Genomic DNA, 15,656 nt, shown 5'->3' with positions numbered 1-15,656 from the left:
TTACCTTTCCACCCACTTGTGGCAGAGGGATATTCCTCGATAGGCTGTACGCATTGCACTGTGAAAGGTAATGGTCGCTGTGGGCGTTGGGCTGGAAAACCTAAGACCGAATGTGGCTTGCATCTTTAAATCTCTAACCGATATACAGCTTTTCCGGTGAGCTAATTAGTAAGCTATTTGATGATAGTTCTAAACCGATCGGTGGTTTTGACCAGCGCCGATTGTATACCGGGTTCCCAAGCCGAATGACCGGCGTCATCAATAATGATGTATTCAGCTTGTGGCCAGGCCTGATGCAGGTCATCGGCACTAACGATCGGGCAGACTGCATCATAGCGTCCTTGTACAATGGTGGCGGGAATGTTGTGGAGTTTGTGCACGTTTCTCAGCAAAGCGTTTTCCGGTAGGAAAATGTTGTGGCTAAAGTAGTGCGCTTCCATACGTGCTAAGCCCAGCGCGACGGTATCACTGGCAAAATAACGGATCGTGGCTGGATTCGGCAACAGTGTGGAGCAGGAGCCTTCGTAGGTGCTCCAAGTACGCGCGGCAGGCAAATGTACGGCTGGATCGGGGTTCATCAAGCGCTGATAATAAGCCGCGAGAATATTGTTGCGTTCTTCCGTTGAGAGCGGTGCGACTAAAACATGCCAAGCTTCGGGAAATAAATTGCGTAGCCCGTAAAGAAACCAGTCAATTTCCTGTGTGCGGCAGAGAAAAATTCCCCGCAGAATAAAACCCAGGCAACGTTCAGGATGTGATTCGCCGTAGGCAATTGCCAACGTGCTGCCCCAAGAGCCTCCAAATACCAGCCATCGATCAATTTCCAGATGTCGTCTGAGTAATTCTAGGTCGTTAATCAGGTGTGGAGTTGTATTTTCTCGAATTTCACCGAGTGGGGTCGAGCGGCCTGCACCTCTTTGATCATAAATGACAATGCGATAATAGTCCGGATCAAAAAAACGCCGGTGCGCCGGGGTTGATCCGGCGCCGGGGCCGCCGTGCAGGAATATTACAGGAATTCCGGCAGGATTTCCGGATTCTTCCCAATACATGGTATGAATTTCGTCTAAGGATAGTTTTCCTTGGCGATGAGGCTCGATTTCGGGGTATAGTTCAGCAGCTAAATGATTGTTCATAATGTGAGCGAATAATGGTTTCTGATTAATGAATCATGAAATTGAAAGAATAGCGTGATAAACCGCACAGAGTTTAAAGCTTAAATGAATTATGGTTCTGATATATTGCTTGAAAGATTGCATAGGTTGCATACTGTATCAATGTTTTAAGGAATAATATATGCCCAATACTATACTGAAGGGACGGGAAGTTTCCATGTTACGGGAAGAGATGGAGATTTTAATGAATGAGCGTCAATGTCTGCTGGATGCCACAGGGGCCGCAGCCATGTTTGTAGCCAAATTGGACAGTACAGTATTGCCGGAGTCGGCTTGCCAGGCGGCTAAAATTTTATCCAGTTCACTTAATAACTTACCCGAGGAGACCTTGCGGGATGCGTTGGAAAGAGTGAAGTTAGTATCTGCTGTCCGTGCATGAAAAAAAGAAAGACCTAGTCGTACCAAAGGTCGGGCTTGTGCTGACCGGAGGAGGCGCGCGTGCTGCCTATCAAGTGGGCGTATTGCGCGCTATTGCAGAGATGTTGCCGGATAAGTCGCGCAATCCGTTTCCTGTTATTTGTGGAACATCAGCGGGTGCCATTAATGCTGCCAGCATCGCCGTTGCCTCCAACAATTTTGCTGAAGGTGTAGCGCAGTTAGAGGATGTCTGGTCAAACTTTCATGTAAATCAGATTTATCGATCGGATCTGGTCGGCGTGATGCATAACACTTTGCGGTGTATGTTGTCGCTAGTATCGAGTGAGTACGGTCAGCATAATCCAGTTTCCTTGCTGGATAACGCTCCTTTGGAAGCATTGTTAAGCAGCCGCTTTTCCTTTCGCGCCATTCAACATTGTATTCGTTCCGGTTCGTTGCATGCCTTAGGATTGACCGCATGGGGTTATACCTCGGGACAGTCGGTTACTTTTTATCAAGCAGCAAGAGAGGTCAGGCCTTGGAAAAGGGCGCAGCGGTTGGGTGTCCCGGTTGAAATCGGAGTTGAGCATTTAATGGCTTCTTCATCAATACCGTTCATTTTTCCAGCGGTAAAATTAAATCGTGAATTTTTTGGTGATGGTTCTATGCGTCAGATGGCACCGATCAGTCCGGCGCTTCATCTGGGTGCTGACAAAGTGCTGATTATTGGTGTGCGTAAACCAGTAACAAGTGAGCCCAAACGTACTAGTACTTCAAGTTATCCACCTTTTGCCCAGATCGCGGGACATGCATTGAACAGTATTTTTGTCGATAGCCTGGATGTTGATCTGGAGCGTTTGCTGCGCATTAACGAAACGCTGAAATTGATCCCGCATGAAGTGTTTAAAGAAAAAAATATTTCACTGCGCCCGGTTGAGGCGATGATGATTGCACCCAGCGAAGGCATCAACGTGATTGCGCAGAAATATGCTTTTACTCTGCCATGGATCATGCGTTCTCTATATCGTGCTATTGGTGCCATGGGGCCTAATGGATCGACTTTATTGAGTTATGTGTTATTTGAAGTGCCTTTCTGCCGGCATTTAATTGAGTTAGGTTATAACGATACTTTGCAGAAAAAAGACGAGCTGCTGAAGTTTATTGGTGTTCAAGATAAGGTAGAGAAAAATAGCAATTAAGTTTCTTGTGATTCTGATTTGAATTTTAATCGGGAAGGTTTAAATGGCTTTTGATAGTCCGCAATTCTGGATTGCTGTTATGCAAATCATCGCGATTGATATCGTACTTGGGGGCGACAACGCGGTTGTCATCGCGCTTGCCTGCAGACGTCTGCCGGAACATCAGCGCAAGCTAGGCATTATGTGGGGCGTTGTGGGCGCCATTGGATTACGCGTTGTGCTGATCTTTTTTGCATTAAGTTTGCTTGCCATCCCTTACCTGAAGATCGTTGGCGCGGTTTTATTGCTTTGGATCGGTATCAAGCTACTGCAGCCGGAACCCGAACCCGTAGGAATGCACGAAGTTGGTGCCAGTACAACTTTATTAGGCGCGATTAAAACGATCATTGTGGCCGATGCCGTAATGAGTCTCGACAATGTGATTGCTATCGCGGGCGCAGCCAAAGATAGTATGGGTCTGGTAATTTTTGGCTTGGTCATCAGTGTGCCGATTATCGTATGGGGCAGTCAATTGGTGATGAAAGTCATGGATCGTTATCCGATAACGATTGTGATCGGTGCCGGGTTGTTGGGATGGATCGCGGGTGATATGGCGGTTACCGATGTGGTTACCAAAGATTGGGTCAGCACCCAGGCAAAATATTTACATTGGATTGCTCCGGCGGCAATGGCTTTGCTGGTGATTATGCTGGGTAAAACGCTGGCTGCCCGGCATCCGGTGAAGATTGGTCCTGTCATTGATCTGGTTGATGAGAAAAAATCCAAATAATAATTTCTAGGATTAAAAATAAAGAGATTGATCATGCTAAAAATCCTGCTACCTGTTGATGGCTCTGATAATTCCAATAAAACAGTTAATGTGTTTATTCAATTACTGGATTGGTATAAGGAGAAACCGGAATTGCATCTATTGAACGTGCAATATCCTCTGGATGGCAATGTTTCATTATTTATTAATCAGGTGGATATCAAGCAATATCATCAGGAAGAGGGATTAAAAAGCCTGCAATCTGCACGCGATTTACTCGATCAAGCGGGAATTTCCTATCAACATCACATCACTGTCGGGGATCCGGCTCAAATGATTGTTCGTTTTGCGATCGAAAAGCAATACCACCAGATTGTCATGGGACCGCGTGGTAAAGGCAGCATACAAGGTATGCTGTTGGGGTCGGTGACTAACAAAGTGATGCAGCTATCAAGTCTTCCCGTATTGTTGGTTAGATGATGTCTTTCTGAGGCCAATGTATGAAGCTCAGGGTGTTGGGATGTAGCGGAGGAATAGGAAGCGGTGCGCAGACCACGGCCATGCTATTGGACGATGATGTGCTGATTGATGCAGGAACCGGTGTGGGAAATTTGACCATCGAGCAAATGGTCAAGATTGATCATATCTTAGTGACACACGCACACCTGGATCATGTGGCTTTTATTCCTTTTCTGGTGGATACGGTCGGTTCCATGCGCGCCAAGCCGATAACCATTCATGCCATACCAGCGACACTGGAGATATTACAAAAGCACTTGTTTAATTGGTATCTCTGGCCGGATTTTACAAAAATTCCCGATGTCGTAACACCTTATATGCGCTATGAGGCTTTGGCACTGGATCAAACAATTTGCCTCAAGCAACGCAAAATAACGCCGATACCTGCGAATCATACTATCCCAGCTGTGGGCTATCAGCTCGATTCCGGACAAGCCAGCCTCGTGTTTACCGGTGACACTACAACTAATGATGCGCTATGGATGGCCGTTAATAAAATTGAGAATCTGAAATATTTAATTATTGAATCTGCTTTCTGTAATCAGAAGCGAGACATCGCACAAAGATCTCGGCACTATTGTCCAAGCTTGCTGGCGGAAGATCTGAAAAAACTAGAACGAACAGCAGAGATATTTATCACGCACTTGAAACCAGGCGAAGCTGAAATTACGATGCAACAAATCAATGAATGTATTGGAAATTATCATCCTCGCCAACTTGAGAACAATCTATTACTTGAATTTTAGGATGTGATGCCATGAATGCAACGGTACTAACGCCTCATAAGCCAAAAGATGCTTCTAATATCTCAGGGGGGGCAAGTGCAACTGTGAATTTCCAGCAAGTTATCAGCAAGATAAATGCTGCCAATAATTTAGACGAAATCATGGCGGAAGTCAGTAAGGATATCTGTGCATTATTTAATGCGGATCGACTGACGATTTATTCATTGAGCACAGACAAGTCCTGTTTTGTATCACGTGTTAAAACAGGACTTGATTCGTTTCAGGATTTGCAAATGCCGGTAACGGAAAAGAGTATTGTTGGTTTTGCAGGTACGCAGAAGCAAATCATCAATATTGAGGATGTTTACAACAAATCCGAGCTAAAAAAGATTAGTGCATCGCTTACTTTTTCCAATGATGTCGACAAGCGTACTGGTTATCGAACCAAACAAATGTTGGTGGTGCCAATTTTGAACCCGAATAATCAAGAGCTGTTCGGCGTGGTGCAGGTTATTAACAACCACAGTAATGAGCTTTTCCCTGCGGCGACAGTAAAGGGCGTAACGGAGGTTTGTCAAACACTGGCAGTTGCATTTAATCAGCGGCAACAACCGAAACAGTTGATTAAATCTAAATATGATTATCTGATTCTTGATGCCCTGATCTCATCTGCGGAGCTTGATCTTGCAACTCGTTCGGCACGTAAAAAAGGTTGTGATTTGGAAGATGTGCTGGTGGATGAATTTCAGATTGGTTTGCCGCTCATCGGTAAGGCGCTGGCTTTGTTCTTCGGGGCCAAATACGAGCCTTTTAGAGCTGATCGAATCAAGCCAATGGATTTACTCAAGAATATTAAAAAAGATTATGTTGAAAGTAATGCCTTGCTGCCAATTGATGAAATCAGAGAAGGCTTGGTGGTTTTAACGCTGGATCCGGAGCAGGTCAAATCGCAGCGTATTGCGAACACGATTTTCCCCAAGCACAAGATTATTTATGCAGTGACCACCAAGCGCGAATTCACGGCGACGGTAGAGCAGTTTTATGGCAAGAGTCAGGACGAGGTCGATACTGGCGATATTAATGAAATGCTGTTTAATCTTAGTGACGAGCATCTTGAAGAAGGCTCCAACGAGATGGAGGAATCTTCAGCGGCATCGGACAATGAATTGGTCAAGCTGGTGAATAAAATTATCATCGATGCCTATAAGATGGGGGTGTCAGATATTCATATCGAACCTTTTCCTGGCAAGGCAAAAACCAAAATCCGCTTCCGCAAGGATGGTTCGTTGATGCCCTATATCGAAATTCCAGCCAGCTATCGCAATCCGCTAGTGACGCGGATCAAGATCATGTGCGATCTGGATATTTCGGAGAAGCGCAGACCGCAGGATGGTAAGATTAAATTCAGAAAGTTTGCGCCACTGGATATTGAATTGCGGGTTGCGACCATTCCTTCGGCGGGCGGTATGGAAGATGTCGTGATGCGTATTCTGGCCGCCGGAGAGCCGATTCCGCTGGGAAAAATGGGATTTACCGAGCGTAACCTGGATGAATTAGAAAAAATTATCAGTAAGCCTTATGGGTTATTTTTTGTGTGTGGACCCACGGGGTCAGGTAAAACTACCACTCTGCATTCGATTCTAAAATATCTTAATCGCGATGAAACCAAAATCTGGACTGCAGAAGACCCGGTCGAGATTACCCAAAAGGGACTGCGGCAGGTACAGATTAACGTCAAAGCAGGTCTGACTTTTCCGGTGATCATGCGTTCGTTTCTGCGTGCGGATCCCGACATCATCATGGTGGGCGAGATGCGCGACAAGGAAACGACCAGCATCGGCATTGAAGCTTCACTCACAGGGCATTTGGTTTTAGCCACGCTGCATACCAACAGTGCGCCTGAATCGGTGATTCGTTTGCTCGATATGGGAATGGATCCATTTAACTTTTCTGATGCATTGTTAGGCGTTCTGGCGCAGCGGCTGACCAAGCGTTTGTGCAAATGCAAGGAATCGTATGTCGCCGGCGAGGATGAGATCAATGCGCTGGTAAAAGAATACTGTGAAGAACTCAGAAATATCAATCATTTTAAAGCCGATCCCGAGTCAGCTATGCAAGAAATACGTCAGCAATGGATCGAACGCTACGGTGATGAAAACGGCCAGATTACGCTGCATAAACCGGTCGGTTGCGATCATTGTAACAACACTGGTTTTTCCGGCCGGGTGGGATTGCATGAATTGATGACGGCCAGCGATGCGTTGAAAAAAAACGTTCAGGAGCGCGCGCGTGTGGCGGAAATGCTGGTGACAGCACTAAGCGAAGGGATGCGCACGCTGAAGCAGGATGGTATCGAAAAGGTTTTGCAGGGCGTGACGGATATTCATCAAGTGCGGACGGTATGTATCAAGTAACCGATTAGATCGAATGTGACGTAAATGGGCGCATTCTGATTGATGTAACATTTGCAGTATCCAGAGCCGCAAGCGAGTCAACAACGAATTACGATTTTTACAGAGCGGGATGATCGGTTTTTCAGCCTTTTTTGTAGGATGTTTAGCTTTCACCCGATAGTTTGCCTGTCAGTAATCCTTCAGCACTGATGTCTTCGTCGAGGTATCCCAGTGTATTCCGCGTCCTGTTCCAATCAGACGCCAATTATTCTGTTTCGTACGGGAAGCATAAGTGAGTATTGGGTACCGCATGGGTTATTCCGAATGGAGTGAGAAATCTTTGTCGATTTGTAGTTGAGCCTTCTTTTCTTATAATGCTCGAATTGACAGTTAGTCAGTGATTCTCGGTAGGGAATTGTATTTGCTTGGGTAGTTAGGGAAACTTGATCTGCTGAGACAGATATGAAAAAAGCGCAATACCTTTTGGGGATTGCGCCTTACGAGTTCAATCAGGTCTAATCCAATTGATTTCTCAATTGATCGTTAGTATTAACAGTAGCCAAGACCTACACAAGTACCGGATTTTGTCCACTGTATAGATGTTCCAGGAGCTGTAGCAAGTCCAGTAAGTATGTATGTTTCTGTGCCTGCGAAGCCATTTGCGTTAGCTGCCGTCATGGTTATTTGGGCAGTTAATGGGCCATTAGCACCAACAGCACCTGATAACACATTTCCTGAAGCGGGAATGGCGAGCGGTACACCATTTGCGCCGTTAGTGCAATTTGTCAAAGAATTTTGTTCTTGGAAACAAAGTTCTATGCCTAGTTTGAGTGGAGCAGCAGCTGACACAACTTCACTAAATCTAGCTTTTAAAGTATAAGTTTGATAAGCAGGCACTGCTACAGCAGCCAAGATACCAATAATAGCGACAACGATCATTAATTCAATCAATGTGAAACCTTTTTGTGTGTGTTGCATTTGTTGTTCTCCTTTAAGTTGATTGGGACACACTCAGTGTGTGAGGATTCATAAGCATGAATCGTGCCAGAATCTGTTTTGCAAGATAGTTGCAGTCAAATAAAAGTAGTTTACCGGGTTGCGTTTGTTCTCTTAATCGCGTTGCCAGTAAACTGCAGCAGGTGGGTTGGGTGGTACTGTTTCGCTGCAGTTTATCAATCACCAAAAACTTCTTCCCACAGGATCAATACGGCATTACGATCATCTTTTAAATGATTGTCGTCGATCCGAGTAAATTTTTGCGTTTTTCCATCGCTGGGCGTGCGCGTTGTTATATCTGCATCGCCATTTAATCGCTGGCGATGCTGGATGCGGCGGAATTCGCGGTACGCTGAGCGTACTTTCTCAGCCGTATTGACAGAAATCAGTCCAAGTTCTCCCGCTAGTTTTAATAATGCGATGTTGCCGATATTGCCAGTGAGTTGCGGATATTGGCAAGCATAGCCTAAGACCAAATATTGCACCATGAATTCAACGTCGATGATGCCGCCACGGTCATGCTTGATGTCAAACAAGACGGTTGGATTGGGATGAACGTCCAGCATTTTTTCGCGCATTTTCAGAATATCTTGTTTCAGTTTGACCACATCGCGTGGTTTGCACAAAATCTCCTTGCGGGTGTTTTCAAAAACTTCCCCGGCGTGCGGGTCGCCCGTCACGAAACGCGCCCGTGTTAATGCCTGATGTTCCCATACCCAAGCTTGTTCATGCTGATATTGCGCGAAAGCTTCCATCGAGCTGACCAGCAAACTGGTTTCGCCATTCGGGCGTAGCCGCAAGTCGGTTTCGTATAGTAATCCGGCCGATGTGTGGCGGGTGAGCCAGGTATTGATACCTTGTCCCAGCTTGGTGTAGATCTCTGCAGCATCGGGATGGTCGTCTTGGTACAGAAAGACCAAGTCGAGGTCCGAGACATAGCCGAGTTCTTTTCCGCCCAGTTTGCCATAGCCGATAATGGCAAAGGCCGGTTGTTCCCGGTGGCGCTTTTTCAAGCCAGACCAGGCGAGATTCAATACACTTTTCAAGATCAAATCAGCCAGCGCAGTCAGGTGATCGCTGAGCGCTTCAAGCAGCAGAGAGCCTTCTAGGTCGGTGACTAATAACCGAAATACCTGCGCATGCTGAAAATGTCGTAACACATCCATTCTCCATTCGATCACGTCATTTTTGGGATTGTTGGCGTGGTTTAATTGGTAGTTCAGCTCGTGGTTGAGGGCTATCCAATCAGGAGCCGGGTGCGGCGCATCGTGACGCAATATTTCATCCAATAATATGGGGTGCCGCCCCAGATAGTCGCTGGCCCACTGGCTGATACTAACCAGTTTTGCGACCCGTTGCAGGGTGTGGGGATGTTCTAATAACAGCGCCAGATAAGATGTTTGCTCGCTGATCTTTTCAAGTAGCTGCAACATGCGCTCCAGTGTGGTTTCAACCGGTGGGCGTTTGGCCACCGCTTCAATTAACAGAGGAACCAGGGTATTGATTTGCTGTCGGCTGGATTCAGGCAATCGCTGATAGAAAGTGCTTTGATAAAACAGCCGGAGCCGCTCGGATATTTTTTCCGGCTCGGTGAATCCCATCGTGCTCAATTGTGATGCGGCAGCTTCGGTTTGTGAAACATTCTGTGTTTTAGTCTGCCACAGATAAGCCAGTGTGTCGTGCGTGCGTGATTTCTTGGGGGCGGCAAAAATGAGCTCAAAGTGACGCGTTACGTCTCTACGATGAATATCCAGTTGATGCATAAAGTCGACATAGCACTCGAAACCCATGGCGCTCGCAATCAATTGCTGGTCGCCCGGGTTCAAGGGCAATGTTTGCGTTTGCTGATCGTCCAGATATTGCAGGCGGTGTTCCAGTTTGCGCAGGAAGTGATAGGCATCGATCAGTTCTGTGATAGCTTGTTCCGGCAATTGTTGCTTATTTTTCAGACGTTGCAGAGCGCCAAGTGTCGGCCGAATACACAGATCGACATCGCGACCGCCGCGAATTAGTTGAAAAACCTGTGTGATAAATTCTATTTCACGAATGCCGCCAGGACCGAGTTTGATATTGTCGTGCATTTCACGGCGCTCGACTTCCTTGCGTAATTGCGCATGTAGGTTGCGCATTGATTGATACGCATTAAAATCCAGATATTTCCGGAACACAAAAGGCCTGACTATTTTTTCCATGAGAGCGGATTTGGTTTCTGTGCCGGATTGATTTGCGATTACCCGGCTTTTGATCCAGGCGTGACGCTCCCATTCTCTTCCCTGCTTGATGAAATATTCCTCCAGCATTGGGAAACTGATGGCTAACGGACTGTTCTCACCATGTGGGCGCAAGCGCATGTCGACCCGGAATACATAACCGTCTACAGTAAAATCATTAAGACTGGCAATCAATTTACGTCCGAGACGGGCGAAGAATTCATGGTTTGAAATGGATTTTGTGCCATCGGTTTCACCCTCTTCAGGATAGACGAAGATTAAATCAACATCGGACGATACGTTGAGTTCGCCCCCCCCCAGCTTGCCCATGGCGACGACCAATAGATGCTGAATGTTATGGCTATTCTCACCTCGCGGTAAGCCAAAGCGATCAGGCTGTGTCAGCCAGCTTTCATGGTGTTGAAGCGCGAAATTGATCGTGACTTCGGCAAGTTCGGTCATGCACGACATGACTTCGTATAAATCTGCTTGCCCATTGATGTCGCGAACAAATAGATGAAGCATGACTTGTTTGCGCAAATTGCGCAGTACCCCGTGTAAAGTTTTCTCATCCGTGATATGTTTGGCGTGAGAGACGAGGAGTGCCTCCATCTCGACTTTTCGGAGAGGAGATTGAAGCGCTTTCAGCAGAGCATCCTTGCGTGCGGGTTCGCTTTCTAACAGACGTTGTGCATAGCGACTGAATGGTAATGCCGCTGTCAGCGCTGCATCTGGAGAGTAATCGGGAGTGTCCATTATCAAACGATTTCTTCGTTATAAACCAGTTGAGGATCTGCTGATACCAGGTTAAACAAAATCAAAATAGAACGTTATTATTAGAGTAAATGTTAGAATTTTGCATAATAATATGAATCCATGATTTTATATGGAATAATTAACAAAAAAAGAAAAGGTGCTTGATAAAAACGAGAGCCCAATAGCAATCTACCGATACTTTGTTGATTGCTGCGGATTCAAATAATCAAAGCGATTTACCACACAAGAGAGCATGACTGATAACGATCTATGAAGGAAAATGGGAAACACCAAGGGTTTCGTGTGGCCGCAATTCAAATGGCTTCGGGTCCAAGCGTAACCGCAAATCTGGAGGAGGCGGCGCGTCTGATAGAAGATGCAGTTTCACAGCAGGCTAAGCTGATAGTGTTGCCTGAGTATTTTTGTATCATGGGGATGAAGGATACGGATAAATTGGCAGCTCGGGAGCAACCCGGCGATGGGCAAATCCAGAAATTCTTAAGTGATACGGCAAAACGTTTAGGGATATGGCTGGTGGGGGGGTCGGTGCCATTGGCATCGCCGGATCCGGATAAAATTTATAACAGTTGCTTGGTCTATGCGGATAATGGGGAGCAGGTTGCACGTTACGACAAAATTCACTTGTTCGGGTTGCAATTGGGACATGAACATTATGCTGAGGAAAAGACCATTAAAGCCGGGGATAAAGTAGTGACTGTGGATTCACCATTTGGCCGTATCGGTCTATCGATATGTTACGATTTGCGGTTTCCAGAGCTGTTTCGCCTCATGAAGAATGTTGATATTATCCTTGCACCTGCGGCATTTACCGCAATTACCGGGAAAGCGCATTGGGAAGTGTTGGTGCGTGCACGTGCGGTTGAGAATATGGCCTATGTGGTTGCGCCTGGACAGGGCGGATATCATGTGAACGGGCGTGAAACAAACGGGGATAGTATGATTGTTGATCCCTGGGGGGTGGTAATGGAACGTCTGCCACGTGGTTCCGGAGCTGTGGTGGCGACCATTGATCCGGATTACCAGACTAGTTTGCGGGCAAATTTGCCTGCGTTGAATCATCGAACTTTACAATCTTGTTAAATCAAAGTGTTTCGTGCACTGAATCAGCTCTATTCGGCTGGTGCGCGATCTATTGAACAGCGACAGCATATATGACCATAGAGTGTATGACAGAACCTAGAGATTTTATTGCAATTGCAGACCGTTGCTTGTTGACGCCATACGATATTGATGCTGCCGAATTGCAGCGAGTGATGGGTCAAATACTCACGCATAAAATAGATTATGCGGATCTTTACTTTCAATATAGCCGTTCGGAAGGTTGGATGCTGGAAGAAGGTATCGTTAAGTCAGGTAGCTTCAACATTGAGCAAGGTGTTGGAGTGCGCGCTATCAGTGGAGAAAAAACCGGATTCGCTTATTCCGATGATATCAGTATGCCTGCACTGGTATCGGCGGCTCAGGCAACACGGGCTATTGCCAATCAAGGTGCCATGCATTCAGTACAGGTGGCGAAGCACAACAATGTAGATCAGAGAACTCACCTGTATTTACCTGAGGATCCGATAGCGAGCCTTAAAGATGCGGATAAAGTAGCATTGTTGGAGAAAGTTGAGCGCTATACCCGGCAACTTGATCGCAGGGTTACTCAGGTAGTGGCATCACTCGCAGGTGAATATGAGGTCATATTGGTTGCCCGAAGTGACGGATTGCTTGCCGCTGATGTGAGGCCATTGGTCAGATTGTCGTTGCAAGTGATTGCCGAAGAAAACGGTCGTCGTGAGCAAGGTGTTGCGGGTGGTGGCGGGCGCTTTAGTTACGCTTATTTTACCGATGAGATTTTGCAGGACTATGCACAAAAAGCTGTGCATCAGGCAATTGTGAATCTGGATGCTCGCCCGGCGCCTGCCGGCACTATGACTGTTGTTTTGGGGAGTGGTTGGCCGGGAATATTGCTGCATGAGGCGATTGGTCATGGTTTGGAGGGAGATTTTAACCGCAAAGGCAGTTCCGCTTTTTCGGGACGTATTGGTGAGCGTGTTGCAGCTCCTGGTGTCACAGTAGTCGATGATGGAACAATTCCACGTAGGCGAGGATCGTTAAATATTGATGATGAAGGCAATCCGACCCAATGTACTGTATTGATAGAGGATGGCATACTGAAAGGCTATTTGCAGGATAGTTTGAATGCCCGGTTGATGGATTCTCCAGTGACAGGCAATGGTCGGCGCGAGTCTTTTGCCCATATCCCCATGCCACGCATGACGAACACATATATGCTGAATGGCGACAAAGATCCAGCGGAAATTATTGCTTCAGTGAAACGTGGTCTTTATGCCGCGAATTTTGGTGGTGGGCAGGTGGATATCACCAGCGGAAAATTTGTTTTTTCTGCTGCGGAAGCTTATATGATTGAAGACGGAAAAATCACCTACCCGGTTAAAGGGGCCACCTTGATCGGTAATGGGCCTGATGTGTTGACCAGAGTTTCGATGATTGGTAACGATATGTTGTTGGATCCAGGGGTGGGAACCTGTGGTAAAGAAGGCCAAAGCGTGCCGGTGGGTGTTGGGCAACCGACATTGCGGATTGATGGGCTGACTGTAGGTGGTACAGGTGTTTGACGGCAGGATAGAGAGCCTTGCTGTTGAAATATTTTTAACTTTTTGAATTGACATTGGGATGTGAAAAGCATGAGTGCGGAATTAACCGGTGCTGAAATTACCATACGGTGTTTGCAGGAAGAAGGCGTGAATTGCATTTTCGGCTATCCTGGCGGGGCTGTGTTATTCATTTATGATGAATTGTTTAAACAGGATAAGGTGCGGCATATTCTGGTGCGCCACGAACAGGCGGCAGTGCATGCGGCGGATGGCTATGCACGTTCCAGCAATAAAGTGGGGGTAGCGCTGGTGACTTCTGGTCCCGGTGTGACCAATGCTGTGACAGGTATTGCTACGGCTTATATGGATTCGATTCCGATGGTGGTGATTAGCGGTCAGGTGCCGACTAATGCTATTGGTTTGGACGCGTTTCAGGAAGTTGATACCGTGGGGATAACGCGGCCTTGTGTCAAACATAATTTTCTGGTGAAGGATATTACAGAGCTGGCGCATACGATTAAAAAAGCTTTTTACATCGCGTCTACTGGCCGTCCGGGTCCTGTGCTGGTGGATATTCCGAAGGATGTTTCGCAGCAAAAGACTAAGTTTGTTTATCCCGATAAGGTAACGATGCGTTCCTATAATCCCGTGACGAAAGGACACGTCAAGCAGATTAAAAAAGCACTCGAACTGATTCTCAGTGCTAAGCGTCCAGTGGTTTATGCGGGCGGAGGGGTAATACTGAGTGATGCTGCACCGCAATTGACTGAATTGGTGCAAACGCTGAATTTTCCTTGCACCAATACACTAATGGGACTGGGGGGATATCCAGCGACTGATAAACAGTCATTGGGTATGCTAGGGATGCATGGTACCTATGAAGCGAATATGGCAATGCAATATTGTGATGTTTTGATTGCTGTAGGTGCCCGATTTGATGATCGTGTCATTGGTAATCCCAAGCATTTTTTTAATGAGAACAGAAAAATTATTCATATTGATATTGATCCATCATCCATTTCAAAGCGCGTAAGGGTAGACATACCTATCGTGGGTGATGTTTTGGATGTACTCAAGGAATTAATCAAGTTGCTTAAAACTGAAAAAGATAAACCGGATCATGTTGCGTTGAAAGAATGGTGGAAACAGATTGATTTATGGCGCGAGCGGGATTGTCTTAAGTTTGATCGTAAGAGCAAAATTATCAAGCCGCAGATGGTGATCGAGAAACTGTTCGAGATCACTAAAGGTGACGCATTTATTACTTCCGATGTGGGTCAGCATCAAATGTGGGCGGCGCAGTTTTATAAGTTTGATAAGCCTCGGCGTTGGATCAATTCCGGCGGGCTTGGCACTATGGGATTTGGTATGCCTGCCGCAATGGGAGTGCAATTGGCAAACCCGAATGGAAAAGTGGCTTGTGTTACTGGCGAAGCGAGTATCCAGATGTGTATTCAAGAATTATCAACCTGTAAGCAGTATAAATTACCGTTGAAAATTATTAACCTGAATAATCGTTACATGGGAATGGTCAGGCAATGGCAAGAGTTTTTTCACGGGAATCGTTATGCAGAATCCTATATGAATGCACTGCCAGATTTTGTAAAACTGGCCGAAAGTTACGGGCATATCGGAATCAAAATTGAAAAACCGGAAGATGTCGGAGATGCCTTAAAAGAGGCATTTAAGCTTAAAGATCAGCTGGTATTTATGGATTTTATTACGGATCAGTCCGAAAATGTTTTTCCCATGGTGCCGGGTGGTAAGGGACTCTCTGAAATGATTCTGGTATAGAAAAATAAATGCGACATATTATCTCAATATTAATGGAAAATGAGGCAGGTGCCTTGTCTCGTGTAGCAGGTTTGTTTTCAGCGCGTGGTTATAATATTGAATCGCTTTCAGTCGCGCCTACTGAAGATCCAACTTTGTCACGAATGACACTGGTAACCGT

Annotated in this window: 13 protein-coding genes; 10 read left to right on the top strand and 3 right to left on the bottom strand. The window is 46.2% G+C overall.

Annotated elements, in window-relative coordinates; all coding sequences use genetic code 11:
• Positions 1-173 precede the first annotated feature (173 nt).
• Entirely contained in the window at positions 174-1,136 is a 963-nt protein-coding gene (gene pip, locus Q0C11_RS12195) for a prolyl aminopeptidase (protein ID WP_293008358.1), read from the bottom strand.
• 160 nt (positions 1,137-1,296) lie between these two features.
• Between pip and Q0C11_RS12190 the strand changes: the two genes are divergently transcribed.
• From Q0C11_RS12190 to Q0C11_RS12165, 6 genes are read left to right on the top strand one after another with little or no spacing between them, the layout of a single operon-like run.
• Positions 1,297-1,554, top strand: a complete 258-nt coding sequence (locus tag Q0C11_RS12190) for a hypothetical protein (RefSeq protein ID WP_292919187.1) — start codon at positions 1,297-1,299, stop codon at positions 1,552-1,554.
• Complete coding sequence (locus tag Q0C11_RS12185; RefSeq protein ID WP_293008356.1) at positions 1,547-2,731, top strand: patatin-like phospholipase family protein; 1,185 nt, start codon at positions 1,547-1,549, stop codon at positions 2,729-2,731. The genes Q0C11_RS12190 and Q0C11_RS12185 overlap by 8 nt, the downstream gene beginning before the upstream one ends.
• Before the next feature lie 43 nt (positions 2,732-2,774).
• Entirely contained in the window at positions 2,775-3,500 is a 726-nt protein-coding gene (locus tag Q0C11_RS12180) for a TerC family protein (protein WP_293008354.1), read from the top strand.
• Between the two features lie 33 nt (positions 3,501-3,533).
• Positions 3,534-3,959, top strand: coding sequence for a universal stress protein (locus Q0C11_RS12175; protein WP_293008352.1), 426 nt, complete (start codon positions 3,534-3,536; stop codon positions 3,957-3,959).
• A gap of 20 nt (positions 3,960-3,979) precedes the next feature.
• The gene (locus Q0C11_RS12170) at positions 3,980-4,744 is read left to right on the top strand and encodes a 3',5'-cyclic-nucleotide phosphodiesterase (protein WP_293008350.1); all 765 of its coding nucleotides are present in this window, start codon (positions 3,980-3,982) and stop codon (positions 4,742-4,744) included.
• Positions 4,745-4,755: 11 nt separating this feature from the next.
• Entirely contained in the window at positions 4,756-7,137 is a 2,382-nt protein-coding gene (locus tag Q0C11_RS12165; protein WP_293008348.1) for a GspE/PulE family protein, read from the top strand.
• A gap of 528 nt (positions 7,138-7,665) precedes the next feature.
• Here Q0C11_RS12165 and Q0C11_RS12160 read toward each other — a convergent pair.
• Together Q0C11_RS12160 and glnE are read right to left on the bottom strand one after the other, a co-directional pair.
• A complete protein-coding gene (locus tag Q0C11_RS12160; protein WP_293008346.1) occupies positions 7,666-8,094 on the bottom strand; it encodes a prepilin-type N-terminal cleavage/methylation domain-containing protein in 429 nt (142 codons plus the stop codon).
• Between the two features lie 194 nt (positions 8,095-8,288).
• A complete protein-coding gene (glnE, locus tag Q0C11_RS12155; RefSeq protein WP_293008344.1) occupies positions 8,289-11,078 on the bottom strand; it encodes a bifunctional [glutamate--ammonia ligase]-adenylyl-L-tyrosine phosphorylase/[glutamate--ammonia-ligase] adenylyltransferase in 2,790 nt (929 codons plus the stop codon).
• Between the two features lie 270 nt (positions 11,079-11,348).
• On the opposite strand from glnE, the gene Q0C11_RS12150 reads away from it, so the two are divergent.
• From Q0C11_RS12150 to ilvN, 4 genes are all read left to right on the top strand, one after another.
• A complete protein-coding gene (locus tag Q0C11_RS12150; RefSeq protein ID WP_293008342.1) occupies positions 11,349-12,179 on the top strand; it encodes a carbon-nitrogen hydrolase family protein in 831 nt (276 codons plus the stop codon).
• Between the two features lie 71 nt (positions 12,180-12,250).
• Complete coding sequence (tldD, locus tag Q0C11_RS12145; RefSeq protein ID WP_293008340.1) at positions 12,251-13,723, top strand: metalloprotease TldD; 1,473 nt, start codon at positions 12,251-12,253, stop codon at positions 13,721-13,723.
• A gap of 69 nt (positions 13,724-13,792) precedes the next feature.
• On the top strand, positions 13,793-15,496 hold the full coding sequence (locus Q0C11_RS12140; protein WP_293008338.1) for an acetolactate synthase 3 catalytic subunit: 1,704 nt from the start codon (positions 13,793-13,795) through the stop codon (positions 15,494-15,496).
• Between the two features lie 8 nt (positions 15,497-15,504).
• On the top strand, positions 15,505-15,656 hold a 152-nt coding region (gene ilvN / locus Q0C11_RS12135; RefSeq protein WP_293008360.1), incomplete at its 3' end, for an acetolactate synthase small subunit.

It is taken from the genome of Nitrosomonas sp. (assembly GCF_022842015.1).
Lineage (GTDB): Bacteria > Pseudomonadota > Gammaproteobacteria > Burkholderiales > Nitrosomonadaceae > Nitrosomonas.
This window is presented reverse-complemented; position numbering and strand designations above follow the sequence as displayed.

What these genes read in the sequence shown, in the direction of transcription:
- pip (WP_293008358.1), bottom strand. Translation starts at nt 1,136, where the DNA reads ATGAACAATCATTTAGCTGCTGAACTATACCCCGAAATCGAGCCTCAT.
- Q0C11_RS12190 (WP_292919187.1), top strand. Translation starts at nt 1,297, where the DNA reads ATGCCCAATACTATACTGAAGGGACGGGAAGTTTCCATGTTACGGGAA.
- Q0C11_RS12180 (WP_293008354.1), top strand. Translation starts at nt 2,775, where the DNA reads ATGGCTTTTGATAGTCCGCAATTCTGGATTGCTGTTATGCAAATCATC.
- Q0C11_RS12175 (WP_293008352.1), top strand. Translation starts at nt 3,534, where the DNA reads ATGCTAAAAATCCTGCTACCTGTTGATGGCTCTGATAATTCCAATAAA.
- Q0C11_RS12170 (WP_293008350.1), top strand. Translation starts at nt 3,980, where the DNA reads ATGAAGCTCAGGGTGTTGGGATGTAGCGGAGGAATAGGAAGCGGTGCG.
- Q0C11_RS12165 (WP_293008348.1), top strand. Translation starts at nt 4,756, where the DNA reads ATGAATGCAACGGTACTAACGCCTCATAAGCCAAAAGATGCTTCTAAT.
- Q0C11_RS12160 (WP_293008346.1), bottom strand. Translation starts at nt 8,094, where the DNA reads ATGCAACACACACAAAAAGGTTTCACATTGATTGAATTAATGATCGTT.
- glnE (WP_293008344.1), bottom strand. Translation starts at nt 11,078, where the DNA reads ATGGACACTCCCGATTACTCTCCAGATGCAGCGCTGACAGCGGCATTA.
- Q0C11_RS12150 (WP_293008342.1), top strand. Translation starts at nt 11,349, where the DNA reads ATGAAGGAAAATGGGAAACACCAAGGGTTTCGTGTGGCCGCAATTCAA.
- tldD (WP_293008340.1), top strand. Translation starts at nt 12,251, where the DNA reads ATGACCATAGAGTGTATGACAGAACCTAGAGATTTTATTGCAATTGCA.
- Q0C11_RS12140 (WP_293008338.1), top strand. Translation starts at nt 13,793, where the DNA reads ATGAGTGCGGAATTAACCGGTGCTGAAATTACCATACGGTGTTTGCAG.